This window comes from Shewanella nanhaiensis (assembly GCF_019457885.1).
Classification (GTDB): Bacteria; Pseudomonadota; Gammaproteobacteria; order Enterobacterales; family Shewanellaceae; genus Shewanella; species Shewanella nanhaiensis.
Window position 1 is genome coordinate 1 of record NZ_JAHZST010000009.1, and the last position, 17,090, is coordinate 17,090.

Consider the following 17,090-nt stretch of genomic DNA (forward strand, 5'->3'; position numbering starts at 1 on the left):
ACTCATGTTTTTTATCCTCTATGACTTCGCTAAAAGTTAGAGTTCAATTAACATGAGTAGATATTCAGGCAAAGCCTAATTGATGATAACCACCTACTGAAGTAGGTGGTTTAGGGCTGAAAATAAACAAGGCGAACCTAGGTTCGCCTTTATGTCTGGAACATTTATGTCTATTGCCCATGGATGGATAGCAATAGAGGTGATGTCAGCAAGATCTAAATATTTAAAAAAGTGCTTCAGGAATGTCCATGATGGCACTCTCGCCTTCACGCACCTGAGTTAAATGATATTTAGCTTTAGGTAGCATCTTACTCATATAAAAATCACTTAGATAACGCTTTTGCAAGGCAAAGTCACTGTCAACGTCACCTGATGCAGCATCTGACATTAGTAGCCAGAAATAACCATAAACCACATGACCAAATGCATCGAGGAAATCCACAGCACAAGCATTAATGATTGCAGGGTTTGATAGTTTTTTATCGTTCACCATTTGAGCCACTTCCATGAGTTCAGCAAACAGGGCTTGTACCTTGCCCCTATGGCTTTCATCGACTTGCGTTAACGAAGAGAGCTTTTCGGTGCACTCAGCAACAAACTCAGTTAACGCAGCTAAGTTATCACCAGTCACTTTACGTCCAAGGAGATCGATAGCCTGAATACCATTAGTGCCTTCATAGATCTGAGCAATACGTGTGTCTCGTACCAGCTGCTCTATGCCTGTCTCACGGATATAACCATGACCACCAAACACCTGCTGCGCTGTAACGGCTGCATCTAAGCCACGGTCACTTAAGAAGGCTTTTGATACAGGGGTTAATAGGCCAACATAACGGTTTGCTTTAGCCTGCGCCTCTCCGTCACCATACTTAGCAATATCAAGTTGCTGGCCAGTCAATACAGACAGAGCACGTCCCGCTTCGGTTAACACGCGAATATTTAGCAGCATGCGACGAACATCACCATGAACTAAAATGGGATCGCTAGTCGCTCCTGTTGGTGAGCCACCAGCAGCCACTCCTTGAACACGCTCTTTGGCGTAGTCAGAGGCCATCTGGTACGCAGCTTGTGACGTACCTAACCCCTGAATACCGATAGCCAAACGTTCGTAGTTCATCATGGTGAACATGCAAACCAGTCCACGGTTAGGCTTACCAATTAGGTAACCTTGGGCACCATCATAGTTCATGACACAAGTCGCAGAGGCTTTAAGTCCCATCTTGTGTTCAATTGAACCTACTGTTACGCCGTTGGCTTCACCTAGGTTGCCCTTATCATCGACTTTAATCTTAGGCACTAAGAAGAGTGAGATCCCGCTAGTATCGGGAAGCTTTGCTAATACAAGGTGGATAACGTTCTCGGTGAGATCATGATCGCCACCGGTAATAAAAATTTTGCTGCCTGTAATGCTGTAGCTACCATCATCATTTGGCGTTGCCTTAGTGCGGATATTACGGAGATCTGAACCCGCTTGTGGCTCAGTCATGTCCATGGCCCCTGCCCACTCACCGCTATACATCATGGGCAAGTACTTCTCTTTTAACGCATCGCTACCATGGGCATTGATACATAATGCGGCCCCGGCTGTTAATGAGCCATAGAGAGTGAAAGAGTTACAAGCGCTGTAGGCCATCTCATCGACTAAAACACCTAACATTTTAGGCATTCCCATGCCGCCAAACTCAGGATCACCACAGAAGCCAACCCAGCCGCCTTCAGCATACTGGCTATAGACCTCTTTAAAACCATCTGGTGTGATCACCTTAGCATCTTGGTGTGTAACCCCTTGCTCATCACCGCTGCGGTTAATAGGATGAATAAGCTCACGACTTATTTTGTCTGCTTCATCCATTATCGCAACAGCTGTATCCAGATCGACATTCTCAGCGATTTCAGGTAGTGACGCCCATGTTTGAGGAGCGTCAAAAACCTTCTCTAATAGGAATTTCATTTCAGCTAGCGGAGCTTGGTAAGGATTCATTATTATTTCTCAAACGTAAGATTAAAACAGTTGTTTCAATTTACACCAAAAAACAGGATAAAAGGAAGTGTTTTTTACATTTTTGCTAACAAAAACAAAATAAACTGTTCCACTATTTATGTTTGCCTCAGTTCTCGGCGTAGAATTTTACCTACGGTTGTTTTTGGCAATGATTCCATAAAGATAATACGCTTAGGGATCTTATAGGCGGTTAACATCTCACGGCAGTAATCAAGCAAGGTTTTCATCTCTATACTTTTATCTAAAACAGTAACATAGGCACAAACTCGCTCCCCAGACTTACTATCGGGTTCACCAACGACAGCCGCTTCGTTGATGCTAGGATGACTCACTAACACCTCCTCCACCTCATTAGGGTACACATTGAAACCTGAAACAATGATCATGTCAGTTAAACGGTCAACAATTTTAATACAGCCATTTGGCCTGATCTCACCCACATCGCCAGTGCGATAAAAGCCATCTTTTGCCATCGCTTTGTTAGTCTCATCGGGTAACAGCCAATATCCTTTCATGATCTGAGGTCCCCTAACGACAATCTGCCCCTGCTCACCAATAGGCAACACCCTATCGTGCTCATCCCAAATTTCCACCTGCGTACCGATTAAGGGTCTCCCCACAGAGGCAAGCTGTTCATTGCCAGGCTCATTCATGCAAACAACCGGAGAAGCTTCGGTGAGACCATAACCTTCACTGACCGTGCAGCCTGTGAGGTTCTGCCAAGTTTGAGCCGCATGCATTGATAGCGCCGATCCCCCAGAAAAAGTCATCTTTAAGGAGCTAAAATCCAACGCCTTAAATCCTGAATGCTGACATAAACCGACAAATAGGGTGTTAATACCGCTAAAGCCTGTGATCTTATGCTCTCCTATGCTCTTCACTAAAGCATCGAGATCCCTAGGATTAGGGATAAGTAAATTTAGGTTTCCCTTGCTAAACAACATGATCATATTCACCACAAAAGCATAGATATGATAAAGGGGTAAGGGACAAACGAAGATCTCATTTTGCTCTTCAAGCTTTTCATCTATACGTTCAAAAAACTGCCCTACATTGCTTAAAATGCTTCGATGAGTTAAGCAAGCTCCTTTGGAGGGCCCCGTGGTGCCGCCTGTGTACTGGATAACGCAAGTATCATCTAAATTTTTGTTAAATCTAGGCTTAAGCTCATATGTTTCCCCAAGCGCGATCGCATCCATCATCCCTACTCCCCATTCTGGTGAGGCAAGTTTCTTTGAGATGAGATCTAACGGGTGGGTAACAATGACAGTACCAATCTCAGTGCTCTCTATCACTTCAGACAGCTTACCCAGAAGGTCTTGTAGGATAATGATCCCCTTAGCGCCTGAATTAGTAAACTGATGTAGCATCTCACGGGGGGTATAAAGTGGGTTGGTATTGACCACCACAAGTCCGGCGCGAAGCGCTGCAAATACCGCAATGGGGAATTGGTTAATATTAGGCAGTTGTATAATGATTCTGTCACCGGCAACGAGTCCGGAGCTATGTTGCAGCCACGCAGCTAATGCACCAGATAGACGTTCCAACTCTTCAAAAGTGAGGGTTTGACCAAAACACTCAAAGGCAGGTGCTTTGCCATACTTGCTCATACTAGACTCAATCAGGCTGGCTAAATCTTCAATCTTACTGTCGAATAACTGACTCATTCTGTTTCCTTTGCCCAAGACTGAGGCGTAAATAATCTGTTTAATGGCGACAAAGTTTAGTTGTTTTAATGCTCAACCAAATAAACAGGAGATGAAAAAGTAGGAAACACCAGTTTGCTAAACTAAAGGTGGAATTGATACGCTAAACGCGCCAAATGCTTGTCATATTTTGATAAACAAGATTGTTAAATAGGAGGGAGTGAAATAGAGTTAATTATTTTAAACTAACTAGTTACGAATATTTCCGTCGGAGATATAGTTTCTTCTGTACTCTCCAGGTGTTAAGTTCGTCCAACGTTTAAATGCACGATTAAAATTACCGACACTGGAGAAGCCAACCAGATAACCAATTTCACTTAAGCTCAGATGTGCTTGCTTAATGTAATCCAGAGTTAATGATTTGCGCGTGTCCTCTAAAATGGTTTTATAGCAAGTGTCCTGCTCCTGTAGTTTGCGCTGCAGGTTGCGCAAGCTCATCCCCAGTTTATCGGCGATCTCCTGTTGGGACGGTGCACCTAAGGGTAAGATCTCATAAATTTTATTTTTAATCACATAGGTCAGATCATGCCTATCGATGCGACTTAGAAAGTCCGTCAACATCTTTTCATGTATGCCATTGATCATAGGGTTTGCGACACAGAGGTACTCTTCAGCATGCACTTTTTCAAAGTATAGATAGGAGTCACCATCGCCAAATTCAACATCACACTCAAAAAACTGACTTAAGTATTGGGTGCCATGTTGTGGTTGTTCGTAACCAATAATGACTCTTTTAGGATGAAAATTAACTCCTAACAGCTCTCTGGTAAATTGCACCACAATGGCCAAAAATGTTTCAGTGGCTTCTCGGCTTAGGACTTTTCGACCAGTAGTCTCGAATGTGCTTACCATCATCTTAAGCACTAAATGCTCTTGGGTTTCATCAAGATCCAGTGTGCAGGCGTTAGATACCACTCGCTTATAGGTGACAATTCGGGCTAAGGCATCTTTAAGTGTATTGGATGTCATCATGGCGTAGCCTAGCGCATGAAACATTCCAGGGTGAAAGTACTGACCCACTTGAATAGAGAAGTCATCGACCTCCCTAAGGTCATTGCAGTAATCCAAAAGCTCGACGAACCTCTGTGTGCCTATTCTAGCTTCAGGATCTTTTACCGCATTAGCATCAATTCCACAGGAAGAAAAAGCTTTATCTGCATCGATATCACAAGCATCCATCGCTCTTGAAAAAGGTATTATCCATCCACTTAATGTTGAGTAGTACTCTGCCAAAATCAGCCCTCTTTGGTTAGTTTGATATGAGCTTAGATAATGGCTTTAAGTTGAAAAAGATTTGATAACGGAAAGTCAGTTATTTCCCTGTCTTGACCTCAACTAGCATAAAGCCGTAGCCACCAGATCAGTCATTGATCTTCATATATAGTCTGCAACATCTCCCATATTACGGGGTAAATGATGAACTCCTGTACTCAAGATGCCACACGCCACAACTAACTACAAGCCGTTAACATTTGAGTTCCGACCACTCATCGAACCACTATTTCTAGCAAACTTTCCTAGCTAACTCTAAATATTAGGAAAAAAACATTTTGAGTCATTTGTTAAAAACAAACGACTGATTGAATGATAAGAACTTGGCGCGGATTGATATTTTTTTTGACCAAAAAGCTCGTATGTTGAAAAGGTAAAAATAATAACAAGGTACTAGAAATGAAATTAAAAAAACCTGTGCTCATCGTCTTTGCCAGCATGTTTTGTCATCCGGTTTACTCAGCCGATTTCTATTTTGGTGAAAATAAAGATATAGCATTGCAGATCAATTCGCAGCTTTCACTGGGTGCCAGCTGGAGAATGACGGGGCAAGATCCTGCGTTTATCGGCAGCAAAAATGGTGGAACAGGCGCCACCATGACTACTGATGATGGCAACCTAAACTTTGAAAAACATGATACCTACTCTCAAATAATCAAGGGGACAAACGAATTCCTACTGACACGGGATAACTTCGGGGCATTTGTTCGCATAAAATACTGGTATGACACTGAGTTGTCTGATGGTGATCGTCCACATGGTAATTCGGTAAACGGCTACATACCCAATAGACCACTGAGTGATGATGGCTTCGCTGATAACACGAAGTTCTCTGGGATCACCCTACTCGATGCTTATCTGTTTACACAAACAGAGATTGGCGAGATGCCCTTAGATCTTAGATTAGGGCGACAGGTGATTAGTTGGGGCGAAAGTACCTTTATTCAGGGAGGGATCAACTCTGTCAACCCTTTCGATGTCAGTGCATTTCGCCGACCTGGGGCGACATTAAAAGAGGCTTATCTGCCTGTTGGCATGTTTTACGCGTCCCTTGGAGTCACTGAATCACTCTCTGTTGAAGCCTTCTATCAATTTGAGTGGGAGAAGACACAAATCGATGGTTGTGGAACACTGTTTTCCAGTGCCGACTTTGTTGCCGATGGCTGTAATGCAGTCACCATTAGCGTCAATGACCAAGCAGCACTTGAGGGAGGCTTCTATGCAAAACGCAGAGATGATGTTGAACCCGATGATATAGGCCAATACGGTCTATCTCTTAAATATTACTCCGAAGCCCTTAATGACACAGAGTTTGGACTTTACTACCTCAATATCCACTCACGTGTTCCCATGATTAACGCCGTACGTAGCGCTACCACTACTATACCTGGTGTGACGGATGTCTTTATTCCGAGTTCATTGGATCCAACTGGTGGAAGTCTTGCAGCACTGAACCCCGCTTATCAGGTTGAGTTCCCAGAAGATCTACAATTTTTTGGCGCAAGTTTCGCCACCAATATAAAGGGAGTTGCCGTATCCGGTGAGATCTCATACAAGCCAGACTCTCCGGTCCAGATTAATGGTGCAGAGATCCTCAATGGTGTACTCAGTGAATCACCCATTTTTCGTTATACACCGCGAGTGCTAGCAACAGAGAAAGGCGGTGTGGCCAAAGGTTACGATGAGTTTGATGTGACTCAAATTCAGTTAACCGGTATTCAGTTTATTGAGCAGTTTATGGGGGCATCAAGGTTATCTCTGATAGGCGAGATAGGCTTTGTTCATACCGACGGTGTGGAGGACTCAAACCAAAGGTATGGCCGTAACACTGTTTTTGGTCTAGCCAATTTCGATCTCGGCAATGGGATAAACTGTACTAATTTAGTGGTTGCAGGCGCCATAGGCTCAGATTGTCAGGATGAAGGTTTTACCACTGACACCGCATGGGGTTATCGCTTAAATGCCGTATGGGAATACCCTGATTTAGTCGCTGGGATCTCATTTAAGCCGACACTGTCTTGGTCTCATGACGTTGATGGAAACTCACCAGCACCAGGGCAGCAGTTTAACGAAGGTAGCCGAGCAATCGGCATCGCATTAGAAGCCTCATACCTTCAAAAATACGCCACAACTTTAAGCTACAAATCCTTTTCCGGTGGTAGCCATAACACACTACAAGATAAAGATTTCTTAGCTCTTAGCCTAGATATCTCCTACTAATTAATTGGATAAGAGAATATAAGATGAAATATCTCACACTCATACCAGCTCTGCTTACCTTAGTGAGTCTGAACGTAACCGCCAAAGTATCTCCCGAAGAGGCGAGCAAAATAGGTAAAGAACTCACTCCATTGGGCGCAGAGATGGCTGCAAATGAAGCCGGCACCATTCCAGCTTGGACTGGTGGACTAAACAGCCAAAATATGCCCAAAAGCCCCGACTCAGGAAGACCTGTCGATCCTTTTGCCGACGAGAAGCCACTATTTACCATTACCGCTAAGAATATGGCTAATTATCAGGATAATCTGACCCAAGGCCAGGTCGCCATGTTCAAGAAGTACCCTGATTATCAGATGCCAGTCTATAAAACCCATAGAACAGTAGCTTATCCAGATTCTATCTACCCCCTCATTGAGCAAAATGCCCAAAGCGCATCTTTGATTGAGAGCGGCTATGGACTCGTGGATTTCGATACCACTATCCCCTTTCCCATTCCAAACAACGGACTAGAAGTGGTCTGGAATCATATTACTCGCTTTAGGGGCGGCTCTGCTGTACGTGTTGCAACTGCCATCCCTGTTCAATCTGGTGGTGCGTTTGTGCCCGTTAAGATCACCGACCGCCTAGTTTGGCCTGAGTACTTAGAGGGTGGCCGTGATACCGATAAAGATAAGAATGTACTGTTTTACTATCTGCAGCGGATCACAGCGCCAGCGAGGTTAACTGGTACGGCTCTGCTTATACATGAAACCATAGATCAGTTTGAAGAAGCCAGACGCGCTTGGGTCTATAACTCAGGCCAACGCCGTGTAAGACGCGCGCCCAACGTTGCATACGATGGGCCTGGTGCAGGTACCGATGGCCTTAGAACCACTGATAATTATGATATGTACAACGGCTCACCAGATCGTTATGAGTGGACGTTAAAAGGGAAAAAGGAGATCTATATCCCCTATAACGCCTACCCACTTCTTAACACTGAACTTGAGTATGATGAGCTGATTGGTGCCGGCCACCTTAACCCCGACTACCTTCGATATGAGCTCCATCGGGTGTGGGTTGTTGAGGCTAATATCAAGTCAGGCTCTCGCCACATCTATTCAAAACGAACTCTGTATATCGATGAAGATTCATGGGGAGCATCTGTGATTGACCATTTCGATAATCGCGGTGAACTGTGGAAAATGTCAGAAGCCCACAACATTCAGTTCTACGATGTAGACACCCCATGGATGGTGGCTGAAACACTCCACGATCTCGATTCAGGTCGTTACCTAGTGACAGGCCTAAGTAATGAAGAGCCTAGCTTTATAAAATGGGGAGGTAAGGCAACAAGAAAGGACTTTACCTCAGCGGCCCTAAGACGTGTAGGCCGCTAACCCCAACTAAACCCATCGGACGGTCACAATACCCAAACTAAATAATTTTGGGAGCCAACCTTGAGTATCTTGGTCGTGACTGTCCTGCTTTGACATTAAACTCGCTGCTGCGAAGGATGACACTATGAGCATAAAAATAAGAGGTAAACGGAGAACACAAAGCTATCAGAGCGTAAAGAGAGAGCTGGACAATTTTAAGGAACAACTTGAAAACAGGCAGCTCTCCTCAGTGGGAACCCGAACGTTTGAACTCCCCCACATACTCTCAATCTCAAAACCTTGGCCTATTGGCCTTGGGGCTACACACCGTGAACTTCCAGAGTACCCTTATCCAAGCCTTTATCAAAACGCGGAGCAATCAAATCGATTAGAGCGTGAGGCTGAACTTGCCACAGCGAAGGAGAACAACTGGTTTGATGCCAGCCGAGTTAATGGCGCAGTCGTGCATGGCAATATACTCTCAGAAGATGTATCTAATAACACTCATTGGGTGCTCAGAGGCACACAAGAGGAGCGAAATGCTCGAGCTCAAGAGGATGACTTTGGCGTCAATGACACAGATCCTGGCGATGATGGTACCGACATATTTGAAGCGGTACCTGAGTATGTAGCTAAACACCTATGGGCATTTATACTAAATCCAACAATTTTACTCAACTTTGCCGATCTGCTGAACATTGTTGTACAGAACTTTACCGATAACGATCCTGACAGTTTTAAACTGGAGATCATTGATCCGATTTTAACCCTCTTCCCTCAACGAAAAGCCATCAACATTGAGGAGCTAAACTTCTTTCCAGATAATCAGCAAAGATACCCAAAACAGGCCTATGACAGCGATATCTTCGATGACGATCTCATGGGTTGGCTGCAACTCTCCCCAGCTTCCCCCTACTCTCGTTTAAAACCCTATACTCAGCACCTAAGCAATTTCCCAGTAACAAATACACACTTTAGAAGTACGCCAGCATTTGCAAACGACGATTTAGACACGGCCATGAATGAGGGGCGTGTGTTTATCGTCAATTATGGTGAGTTTCACGATGAATTTGTTAACTCAAGACCTACTGAGGCCTACGGCGCTCGACTTCATGCCTCAATCGGTTTGTTCGCTGTCCCAAAATCAGGGGGAGCGTTGAAAACTATCGCCATACAGTCAACCCAAGATCAACCGGCTGATTTCGGCGAGTGGTTCTGGTGGAAGTTTCTCAATATCCAAAATCCTGCAAGGCCTTTATCGCAGATCCTAACACCAAACAATGATTACTGGTCATGGCAGATGGCTAAGAGCACGCTTACAACCGCACACTCTATGGCCTCGGTTGTCGACCACCTCTCTACCCATATCTACCTGGGGCCTATTCCTATTGCATTTTATCGTACCATTCCCAAACAGCATCCATTAACGGCGCTACTTGAAACTCATTTTATGTCGCTTATCATGAATAATCATATTGGTGTATTCAGTGATGTTCAGTTCCCACTACAAGATGGCGAGTATGGTAACGGCTACGATGGCTTATTAACCGGTGCCATTGAGCGTTTATCAGGGTTTACCAGTGAAGCTTTTGTAGAAAGTACCTTAAGGCGTGCTAGTGAATACCACTTTATCACTGACTCGACACCAATAGAGCGTAACCAGCATAGTGAGTTTGATGCCATATCAGATTTTCCCATCCATGATGATAACGGCATGTACCCTATCATTCACGATTGGGTAGAGAGTTACCTGTCACTTTATTATGCTAATGACAGTGACGTGGCTGAAGATATTGAGTTGCAAAATTTCTGTCAGGAGACCGTCAATGAAGCTGGTGTGAATGGTTTCCCATCGCAAATTCTGCTATTCGACACATTAGTCGATACGGTTACTCGCCTAATCTATTGGATGTCAGTTAATCACGCTCTAGACCGTTTTCCCTCTTTTATTAAGCTGGGCTCACTAGGCTATTACTCCGACAGAACCCCGCGCAATGATGAAGTCAAATCACAGCAAGACTGGCTAAATGTCTGTCCTCCGTTAAATGCTGGTATGGGGCTCTTCGTCTTCTCACGGATCTTTGTTGACCTTCCTAATAAGTGGCACCGTTCATTAGGAAAGTATCCTAAAGGTCAGTTTATGCACGATCCAGATGTATACCCTCACCTGAGTCGCTTCCAAACTCGATTAAAAAACCTCAATACAGGGATTGAAGAGAAGAACAGACAGAGACGATGGGGTTATGAGTTGATGATGCCGTCAAGTATCACTGTCAGCCCTTGGAACTAATACTAGGAGAGCCATAATGTTGAATAAAAAAGTCGGAAGACGCAGCGTTATCAAGTCAAGTTTATCTATTACCGCAATGGCCGCTGTTACCCCTAATATTGCCATTGGGATGGCAACACAATCTGAAGTTCTGAAACCAGAGAGAGAGGCATCGGTTGAGTTTATCGTTCAAGTGCTAACGAAACATACGAAACGCTCAAAAAAAGTTGAGCAGGAGAATATCATTGAGTTTGCACAGGAGTTTGTCGCACTCAATGGCGATCTAAACTATAAAAAGGAGTTTGCAAAAGCAAATGGCGAGTATCGTTTAGTTAAACTATTTATACGTAGTCTTCATGCTTCACTGTTAGCCTAAAACAGCCTAGAACGAGCTAAAAAGAAAAAGGATATTCAGCAATGAATATCCTTTTTTTAATGTTAAATGAGGAAAAGCTTTACCACATCAGATCGTCTGGGATCACATAGTCAGCATATGGATCATCCTCTTCGACCACTTGGCTTGTATCATCCTGAACCCACAGATAACCACACCACTCAGGCACCAGTAAATTAACTCGCTCGGCTAATTTATGTGGTACTAAGTAACTGCTCTGTTCATGACGAACAATACCAAGCTGGCCATTGAGCAGTTGACTTTGCAATTTATCATCGACATACAGAGAAAAGATCTTATTCTCAAACGTATAGTTAAACTTAACTTCTGCGTTTTGAGGTGTCTTAATCGCTAAACGTTTAAACTCTGTCACTAAACCACGAACCAAGCCTTTCTCGGATGCAGCTTCAAAGCGCTGTTCATTTAACGCTTTGTCTTTTGCTGCTTGTGCTTGCTTCTGCTGAGCGATCTGCTGCTTTAGCTCTGCTGAGCCGTCATCAACTTTAGCCTTACGATCACGTCTTTTCTGGGTTTTTGCTTTTTGTACTTTTTGCTTACTAACCAGCCCTGCTTTAAGGAGCTGCTCTTGAAATGGATTTGCCATCATTAACTCACTTGAATCGATTGATGAATTGCCGTTAGCGCCGCAAGTGGATCGGCAGCTTTTGTAATAGGTCGCCCAATCACTAAGTAATCTGAGCCTGCTGCAATCGCTTGGGGCGGTGTCATAATTCTGTGCTGATCGCCTTTATCTGCACCAACTGGGCGTATACCTGGTGTGACTAACTTAAATGAATCACCCAAAGAGGATTTTAATATCTCAGCTTCATGTGCTGAACATACCACACCGTCGAGTCCGGCTTTTTGCGTCAGTTTAGCAAGTCGTTGAACATGCTCAAAAGCTGGCACATCAATCCCAATCAGCTTAAGCTCCTCATCGCTCATTGAAGTCAACACAGTAACAGCAATCAGTAATGGAGCATCGTCACCGTATGGAACGAGTGCTTTTTTAGCCGCTTCCATCATGGCAAGACCACCACTAGCATGAATGTTTGTCATCCAAACACCTAACTCAGCCGCCGATGCAACGGCTTTTGCGACTGTATTTGGAATATCATGGAATTTTAGATCAAGAAAGAGATCGAAGCCACGGCGGTGGATATCTTTAACCAGTTGTGGCCCGAAAAGAGTAAACATCTCTTTGCCAACTTTTAGGCGACACATGTTTGGATCGAGCTTATCGACTAATTGCAAAGCAGCGTTTTTATCATCAAAATCTAAGGCGACTAAAATTGGTTTATTACTCATTATTTCTCCATTTGCTTTGCGGTATATTTTTACTTATTGCGTGGGCCCATTACCCAATATTTATCAATATTTCAAAACGGTACAATTTATTAGGATCATTCACCGTCTAATCCACGAATGCGCTTAACACTGCCCCAGTTTTTACAAGAGGGACAATGCCAATAAAGGCTGTGGGAGGGAAAACCGCATTCACTGCACCGGTAACCAGGGCGATACTTAATCTGCTGTTCAACCAGCTTCTCTAACATGGTTAAACTCGTTTTCGCTTGTCCCTCTTCAGCTTGCTGTACATGCATCTGCATTAAGTGCTGAAAACTCTTCATTGTCGGATTACGATACAAGCCATCTAAAATTAGTTTCTCAGCTTCTTTGTGCTCGCCCTGTTCAATCAAGTTGTGGGCTAGGTTAACAGCCACACTGGCGCCAGCTCCCTCAGAAAGCGCAAGGCGGAGGTATTCACAGTAACCCACTCGATCTCCTTTTTTAATAAAGGCCTGTTTCGCGGTAGATAATGCATCGGGAACTAGGTCAATATCGGCATCGATAAGCTTTGTGAGCATCTCAATGCATTTGGATAATTCACCTAACTCAAGATATTGTCTGGCGAGCGTGAGAATTGCCCTACCACATTTTGAGTCCAATTTAATGGCTGATTGTAGTAATTTAACTTGTTCACTACTCTCAGTTTCCTCATCGGCGAGTTCACAGTAAAAATGTGCGGTGTTGTGCTTAAAACACTGCTGACGTTTGCGTTTAAGCGTTTTAATGATATTGATCGCTTTCTGCCAATCTTTCGTTATCTGGTAGATATCAATCAGATGCTCTTCAGCCACCTCACTGTGATCTTCCTGTTTCACCAGATTAAGAAATATCTCCTCTGCACGATCATAAAAGCCAGCAGCTTGATAATCCTTGCCTAGTTCCATCATGGCAATATCACGTTGCTCATTGCCGAGGCTAGGTCTTGCGATCAAATTTTGATGAATGCGAATGGAGCGATCGACTTCACCACGTTTTCTGAACAAGGAGCCAAGGGAAAGGTGGGTATCTATGGTGTCATCATCGACATCGAGCATGGAGATAAACAGATCAACCGCTTTATCAGACTCATTGGAAAGAAGAAAATTTAAACCAGTAAAATAATCCCGACTTAACTTTTTACGATCACTACTCTGCTTATGTCTGACACTTCGACGCCCCATATACCAACCGTAACCAGCGGCAATGGGAAGTAACAGAAACAGTATTTCTAGCATATTAGGCGTCTACTTCCTGCACTGAAGTGGTATCGCTTGTTTGGCTCTCAAGCTGCTGATTTTTTTTATTCAGAGTTCGAAGTGCAAGTTTAAGCTTTGCAATGTGGTACATAGCAAAGATCCAGCTAATAAGGAATCCGGCAAGAAAAACAACGGCCAACACAATAGGTAATCTGAACTCTCCCTGAGCGATGAAATAGCTAATTGTCACCACTTGCTCATTACGAGCACCGAATATGAGAGCCAGAAAGAAAAACAGTGCCACTAACACTGTAATGATAAAAGACTTCACGTTTCGCTCCACACATCCATTGATATCATATGATTATCTAAGAATTTGACTCAACTAGCTAGAGATTACTGAATTATAGGCATAAAAAAGCCTCCATTCGGAGGCTTTTGAAACTATGCTGATTAAACGTTTATCGCATCGACACGTTCGCGCAGTTCTTTACCTGGCTTAAAGTGCGGTACATATTTGCCATCCAGCTCAACTGAGGTTCCAGTTTTTGGATTACGGCCAGTACGCGGTGCACGGAAATGGAGAGAAAAGCTACCAAAGCCACGGATCTCTATACGATCACCGCCTTCTAATGTTTGAGCCATCTGCTCTAACATCTCTTTAATTGCACTTTCCACTTCTTTAGCCGACAGCTGCGACTGCCTCATGGCGAGTTTTTCGATCAGTTCGGATTTGGTCATCCTATACCCTCTATTATCAAGCCCAACACAGTCACCTAACTGAGGTGCAAGCACCTCAGTACTTCAGGCGAATTACTTACGAGCCGCTTTGAATGCTTCAGCCATAGCTGAGCTCATTACGTCATCTTCTTGCTTGTTCAAGCTAGCCATAGCTTCTTTTTCATCAGCTTCGTCTTTCGCTTTGATAGACAGGCTAATTGTACGGTTCTTACGGTCAACACCCATGAACTTAGATTCAACAGCGTCGCCTACAGAGTAAACTGTAGATGCATCTTCGATACGCTCGCGAGAGATATCAGATACACGTAGGTAACCTTCAACAGTTTCAGCTAGTTCAATAGTAACGCCTTTAGCGTCTACTGCAGTCACTGTACCATTTACAATAGCACCTTTCTTCTTATCTGCAAGATAAGCATTGAACGGATCGTCTTCAGTTTGCTTAACGCCTAGGCTGATACGCTCGCGCTCTGGGTCAACAGAAAGAACAACTGCGTTGATCTCGTCGCCCTTCTTGTATTCAGCAACAGCTTCTTCGCCAGTACCGTTCCAAGAGATGTCAGAAAGGTGAACTAGACCGTCGATGCCGCCGTCTAGACCGATGAAGATACCGAAGTCAGTGATTGACTTGATCTTACCAGTAACCTTGTCGCCTTTAGCGAAACGATCTGCGAAGTCATCCCATGGGTTAACTTTACACTGCTTAAGACCAAGAGAGATACGACGACGCTCTTCATCGATGTCTAGAACTAGAACTTCAACTTCATCACCTAGGTTAACAACCTTAGATGGGTGGATGTTCTTGTTAGTCCAATCCATTTCAGAAACGTGAACAAGACCTTCAACGCCTTCTTCGATTTCAACGAAACAACCGTAGTCAGTTAGGTTAGTTACGCGGCCAGTAAGCTTAGTGCTTTCTGGGTAACGCTTGCTGATTTCTAACCATGGATCTTCGCCAAGTTGCTTAAGACCTAGTGAAACACGAGTGCGCTCACGATCGTACTTAAGAACTTTAACGTTGATTTCATCACCAACATTTACGATTTCAGATGGGTGCTTAACGCGCTTCCAAGCCATATCTGTGATATGTAGAAGACCATCAACGCCACCTAGGTCTACGAATGCACCGTAGTCAGTAAGGTTCTTAACGATACCTTTAACTGATTGACCTTCTTGTAGGTTCTCAAGAAGAGCATCACGCTCTGCACTGCTTTCAGATTCGATAACAGCACGACGAGAAACAACAACGTTGTTGCGCTTCTGGTCTAACTTGATAACTTTGAATTCTAGATCTTTGTTTTCTAGGTGAGCAGTATCGCGAACTGGGCGAACGTCAACTAGAGAACCAGGTAGGAATGCACGGATACCGTTTAATTCAACAGTGAAACCGCCTTTAACCTTACCATTGATGACACCGATTACAGTTTCAGCATCTTCGTACGCTTTTTCTAGAACGATCCAAGCTTCGTGACGCTTAGCTTTTTCGCGAGACAGTTGAGTCTCACCGAAGCCATCTTCAACAGAGTCAAGCGCTACGTCAACAGAATCACCAACAGCGATTTCTAGTTCGCCTTGAGCATTTTTGAACTGCTCAGCTGGGATTGGGCTCTCTGACTTAAGACCAGCGTCAACTAGTACAGTACCGTTTTCGATGCGTACAACGACACCAGTTACGATAGAACCAGGACGGAACTCAAGTTCATTAAGGGATTGTTCAAATAGATCAGCAAAAGATTCAGTCATGTTTAAGTTACTTTCTTTAATAAACCACGGACCATCCTGGACGTGGAGTCAGTAAAATAATTCGTATCTTCCATGTTACGAATAGTATAGCGTCAGCCGAAATTAGCTCACGCCAGATAAATTAGTTTCTATGTGTGCTAATGCAATATTAAGCACTTCTTCTATCCCAATTTCAGAGGTATCGATAACCAATGCATCCTCGGCAGGAACCAAAGGAGCAACGCTGCGATTCATATCGCGGTCATCACGCTCTTTTATCTCAGTCAAAAGCTGATCGATATTAACATCGAAGCCCTTGTCCTGCAACTGATTATAGCGTCTTTGAGCCCTTTCTTCAGCCGATGCAGTTAAATAAAGTTTCACTGGCGCTTTAGAGAATACAACGGTCCCCATATCACGACCATCGGCGATCAAACCTGGTGCTTCACTAAATGCACGCTGGCGACGCAATAATGCTTCTCTTACTCTCGGGAATGCTGCGACTTTTGACGCAGCATTTGAACACTCTTGGCTGCGGATATCATTAGAGACATCTTCACCTTCTAGTACGACCTTAATACCTTTGCTACCGTTACCCGTAATAAACTGCACGTCCAGGTGTGCAGCGAGTAAGGTAAGAGAATCTTCATTGTCCAGCTCTACATTATGATGAATTGCAGCTAAAGCTAAGACACGGTATATCGCACCACTGTCTAATAATTTCCAACCTAAACGCTCGGCTAGTAGCTGGCTGATAGTACCCTTCCCAGCACCGCTAGGGCCGTCAATAGTGACAACAGGAGCCCGTTCTGACATAAATTTCTCCACAGTAAAATCTGTCTTCCCTAAGATTTTTAAATGAGTTAGTCACCTAAATTCGGTTA

At 44.0% G+C, this 17,090-nt stretch carries 14 protein-coding genes; 4 read left to right on the forward strand and 10 right to left on the reverse strand.

What is annotated here, in order from left to right:
* Positions 1–223: 223 nt before the first annotated feature.
* From K0625_RS13165 to K0625_RS13175, 3 genes are all read right to left on the reverse strand, one after another.
* A complete protein-coding gene (locus tag K0625_RS13165; protein ID WP_220110123.1) occupies positions 224–1,981 on the reverse strand; it encodes an acyl-CoA dehydrogenase family protein in 1,758 nt (585 codons plus the stop codon).
* Positions 1,982–2,097: 116 nt separating this feature from the next.
* Complete coding sequence (locus K0625_RS13170) at positions 2,098–3,669, reverse strand: AMP-binding protein (RefSeq protein WP_220110124.1); 1,572 nt, start codon at positions 3,667–3,669, stop codon at positions 2,098–2,100.
* Between the two features lie 228 nt (positions 3,670–3,897).
* Positions 3,898–4,941: an AraC family transcriptional regulator gene (locus tag K0625_RS13175; RefSeq protein WP_220110125.1), complete on the reverse strand. Its 1,044-nt coding sequence runs from the start codon at positions 4,939–4,941 to the stop codon at positions 3,898–3,900.
* A 438-nt stretch (positions 4,942–5,379) separates the two neighbouring features.
* Here K0625_RS13175 and K0625_RS13180 point away from each other — a divergent pair, with 438 nt between their 5' ends.
* The 4 genes from K0625_RS13180 to K0625_RS13195 all read left to right on the forward strand — a co-directional run bounded on the left by K0625_RS13180 (position 5,380) and on the right by K0625_RS13195 (position 11,203).
* Entirely contained in the window at positions 5,380–7,200 is a 1,821-nt protein-coding gene (locus tag K0625_RS13180; RefSeq protein ID WP_220110126.1) for a DUF1302 domain-containing protein, read from the forward strand.
* Between the two features lie 23 nt (positions 7,201–7,223).
* Positions 7,224–8,579, forward strand: a complete 1,356-nt coding sequence (locus tag K0625_RS13185) for a DUF1329 domain-containing protein (RefSeq protein WP_220110127.1) — start codon at positions 7,224–7,226, stop codon at positions 8,577–8,579.
* A 124-nt stretch (positions 8,580–8,703) separates the two neighbouring features.
* Entirely contained in the window at positions 8,704–10,848 is a 2,145-nt protein-coding gene (locus K0625_RS13190; RefSeq protein ID WP_220110128.1) for a lipoxygenase family protein, read from the forward strand.
* Positions 10,849–10,864: 16 nt separating this feature from the next.
* Positions 10,865–11,203 (forward strand): hypothetical protein, encoded by a 339-nt coding sequence (locus K0625_RS13195; RefSeq protein ID WP_220110129.1) that lies wholly within the window; start codon positions 10,865–10,867, stop codon positions 11,201–11,203.
* A 79-nt stretch (positions 11,204–11,282) separates the two neighbouring features.
* Here K0625_RS13195 and K0625_RS13200 read toward each other — a convergent pair whose 3' ends face one another.
* From K0625_RS13200 to cmk, 7 genes are all read right to left on the reverse strand, one after another.
* A complete protein-coding gene (locus K0625_RS13200) occupies positions 11,283–11,825 on the reverse strand; it encodes a DUF2058 domain-containing protein (protein ID WP_220110258.1) in 543 nt (180 codons plus the stop codon).
* 2 nt (positions 11,826–11,827) lie between these two features.
* Entirely contained in the window at positions 11,828–12,529 is a 702-nt protein-coding gene (gene pyrF / locus K0625_RS13205) for an orotidine-5'-phosphate decarboxylase (protein WP_220110130.1), read from the reverse strand.
* A 95-nt stretch (positions 12,530–12,624) separates the two neighbouring features.
* Positions 12,625–13,785 (reverse strand): lipopolysaccharide assembly protein LapB, encoded by a 1,161-nt coding sequence (lapB, locus tag K0625_RS13210; protein WP_220110131.1) that lies wholly within the window; start codon positions 13,783–13,785, stop codon positions 12,625–12,627.
* 1 nt (position 13,786) lies between these two features.
* Positions 13,787–14,077, reverse strand: a complete 291-nt coding sequence (locus tag K0625_RS13215; RefSeq protein WP_012324934.1) for a LapA family protein — start codon at positions 14,075–14,077, stop codon at positions 13,787–13,789.
* A gap of 122 nt (positions 14,078–14,199) precedes the next feature.
* Positions 14,200–14,487, reverse strand: a complete 288-nt coding sequence (gene ihfB / locus K0625_RS13220; protein WP_012324933.1) for an integration host factor subunit beta — start codon at positions 14,485–14,487, stop codon at positions 14,200–14,202.
* A 72-nt stretch (positions 14,488–14,559) separates the two neighbouring features.
* Positions 14,560–16,227: a 30S ribosomal protein S1 gene (gene rpsA / locus K0625_RS13225; protein WP_012324932.1), complete on the reverse strand. Its 1,668-nt coding sequence runs from the start codon at positions 16,225–16,227 to the stop codon at positions 14,560–14,562.
* A 102-nt stretch (positions 16,228–16,329) separates the two neighbouring features.
* Entirely contained in the window at positions 16,330–17,022 is a 693-nt protein-coding gene (gene cmk / locus K0625_RS13230; RefSeq protein WP_220110132.1) for a (d)CMP kinase, read from the reverse strand.
* Positions 17,023–17,090 lie beyond the last annotated feature (68 nt).

What these genes read in the sequence shown, in the direction of transcription:
- K0625_RS13165 (WP_220110123.1), bottom strand. Translation starts at nt 1,981, where the DNA reads ATGAATCCTTACCAAGCTCCGCTAGCTGAAATGAAATTCCTATTAGAG.
- K0625_RS13170 (WP_220110124.1), bottom strand. Translation starts at nt 3,669, where the DNA reads ATGAGTCAGTTATTCGACAGTAAGATTGAAGATTTAGCCAGCCTGATT.
- K0625_RS13180 (WP_220110126.1), top strand. Translation starts at nt 5,380, where the DNA reads ATGAAATTAAAAAAACCTGTGCTCATCGTCTTTGCCAGCATGTTTTGT.
- K0625_RS13185 (WP_220110127.1), top strand. Translation starts at nt 7,224, where the DNA reads ATGAAATATCTCACACTCATACCAGCTCTGCTTACCTTAGTGAGTCTG.
- K0625_RS13190 (WP_220110128.1), top strand. Translation starts at nt 8,704, where the DNA reads ATGAGCATAAAAATAAGAGGTAAACGGAGAACACAAAGCTATCAGAGC.
- K0625_RS13195 (WP_220110129.1), top strand. Translation starts at nt 10,865, where the DNA reads ATGTTGAATAAAAAAGTCGGAAGACGCAGCGTTATCAAGTCAAGTTTA.
- K0625_RS13200 (WP_220110258.1), bottom strand. Translation starts at nt 11,825, where the DNA reads ATGGCAAATCCATTTCAAGAGCAGCTCCTTAAAGCAGGGCTGGTTAGT.
- pyrF (WP_220110130.1), bottom strand. Translation starts at nt 12,529, where the DNA reads ATGAGTAATAAACCAATTTTAGTCGCCTTAGATTTTGATGATAAAAAC.
- lapB (WP_220110131.1), bottom strand. Translation starts at nt 13,785, where the DNA reads ATGCTAGAAATACTGTTTCTGTTACTTCCCATTGCCGCTGGTTACGGT.
- ihfB (WP_012324933.1), bottom strand. Translation starts at nt 14,487, where the DNA reads ATGACCAAATCCGAACTGATCGAAAAACTCGCCATGAGGCAGTCGCAG.
- rpsA (WP_012324932.1), bottom strand. Translation starts at nt 16,227, where the DNA reads ATGACTGAATCTTTTGCTGATCTATTTGAACAATCCCTTAATGAACTT.
- cmk (WP_220110132.1), bottom strand. Translation starts at nt 17,022, where the DNA reads ATGTCAGAACGGGCTCCTGTTGTCACTATTGACGGCCCTAGCGGTGCT.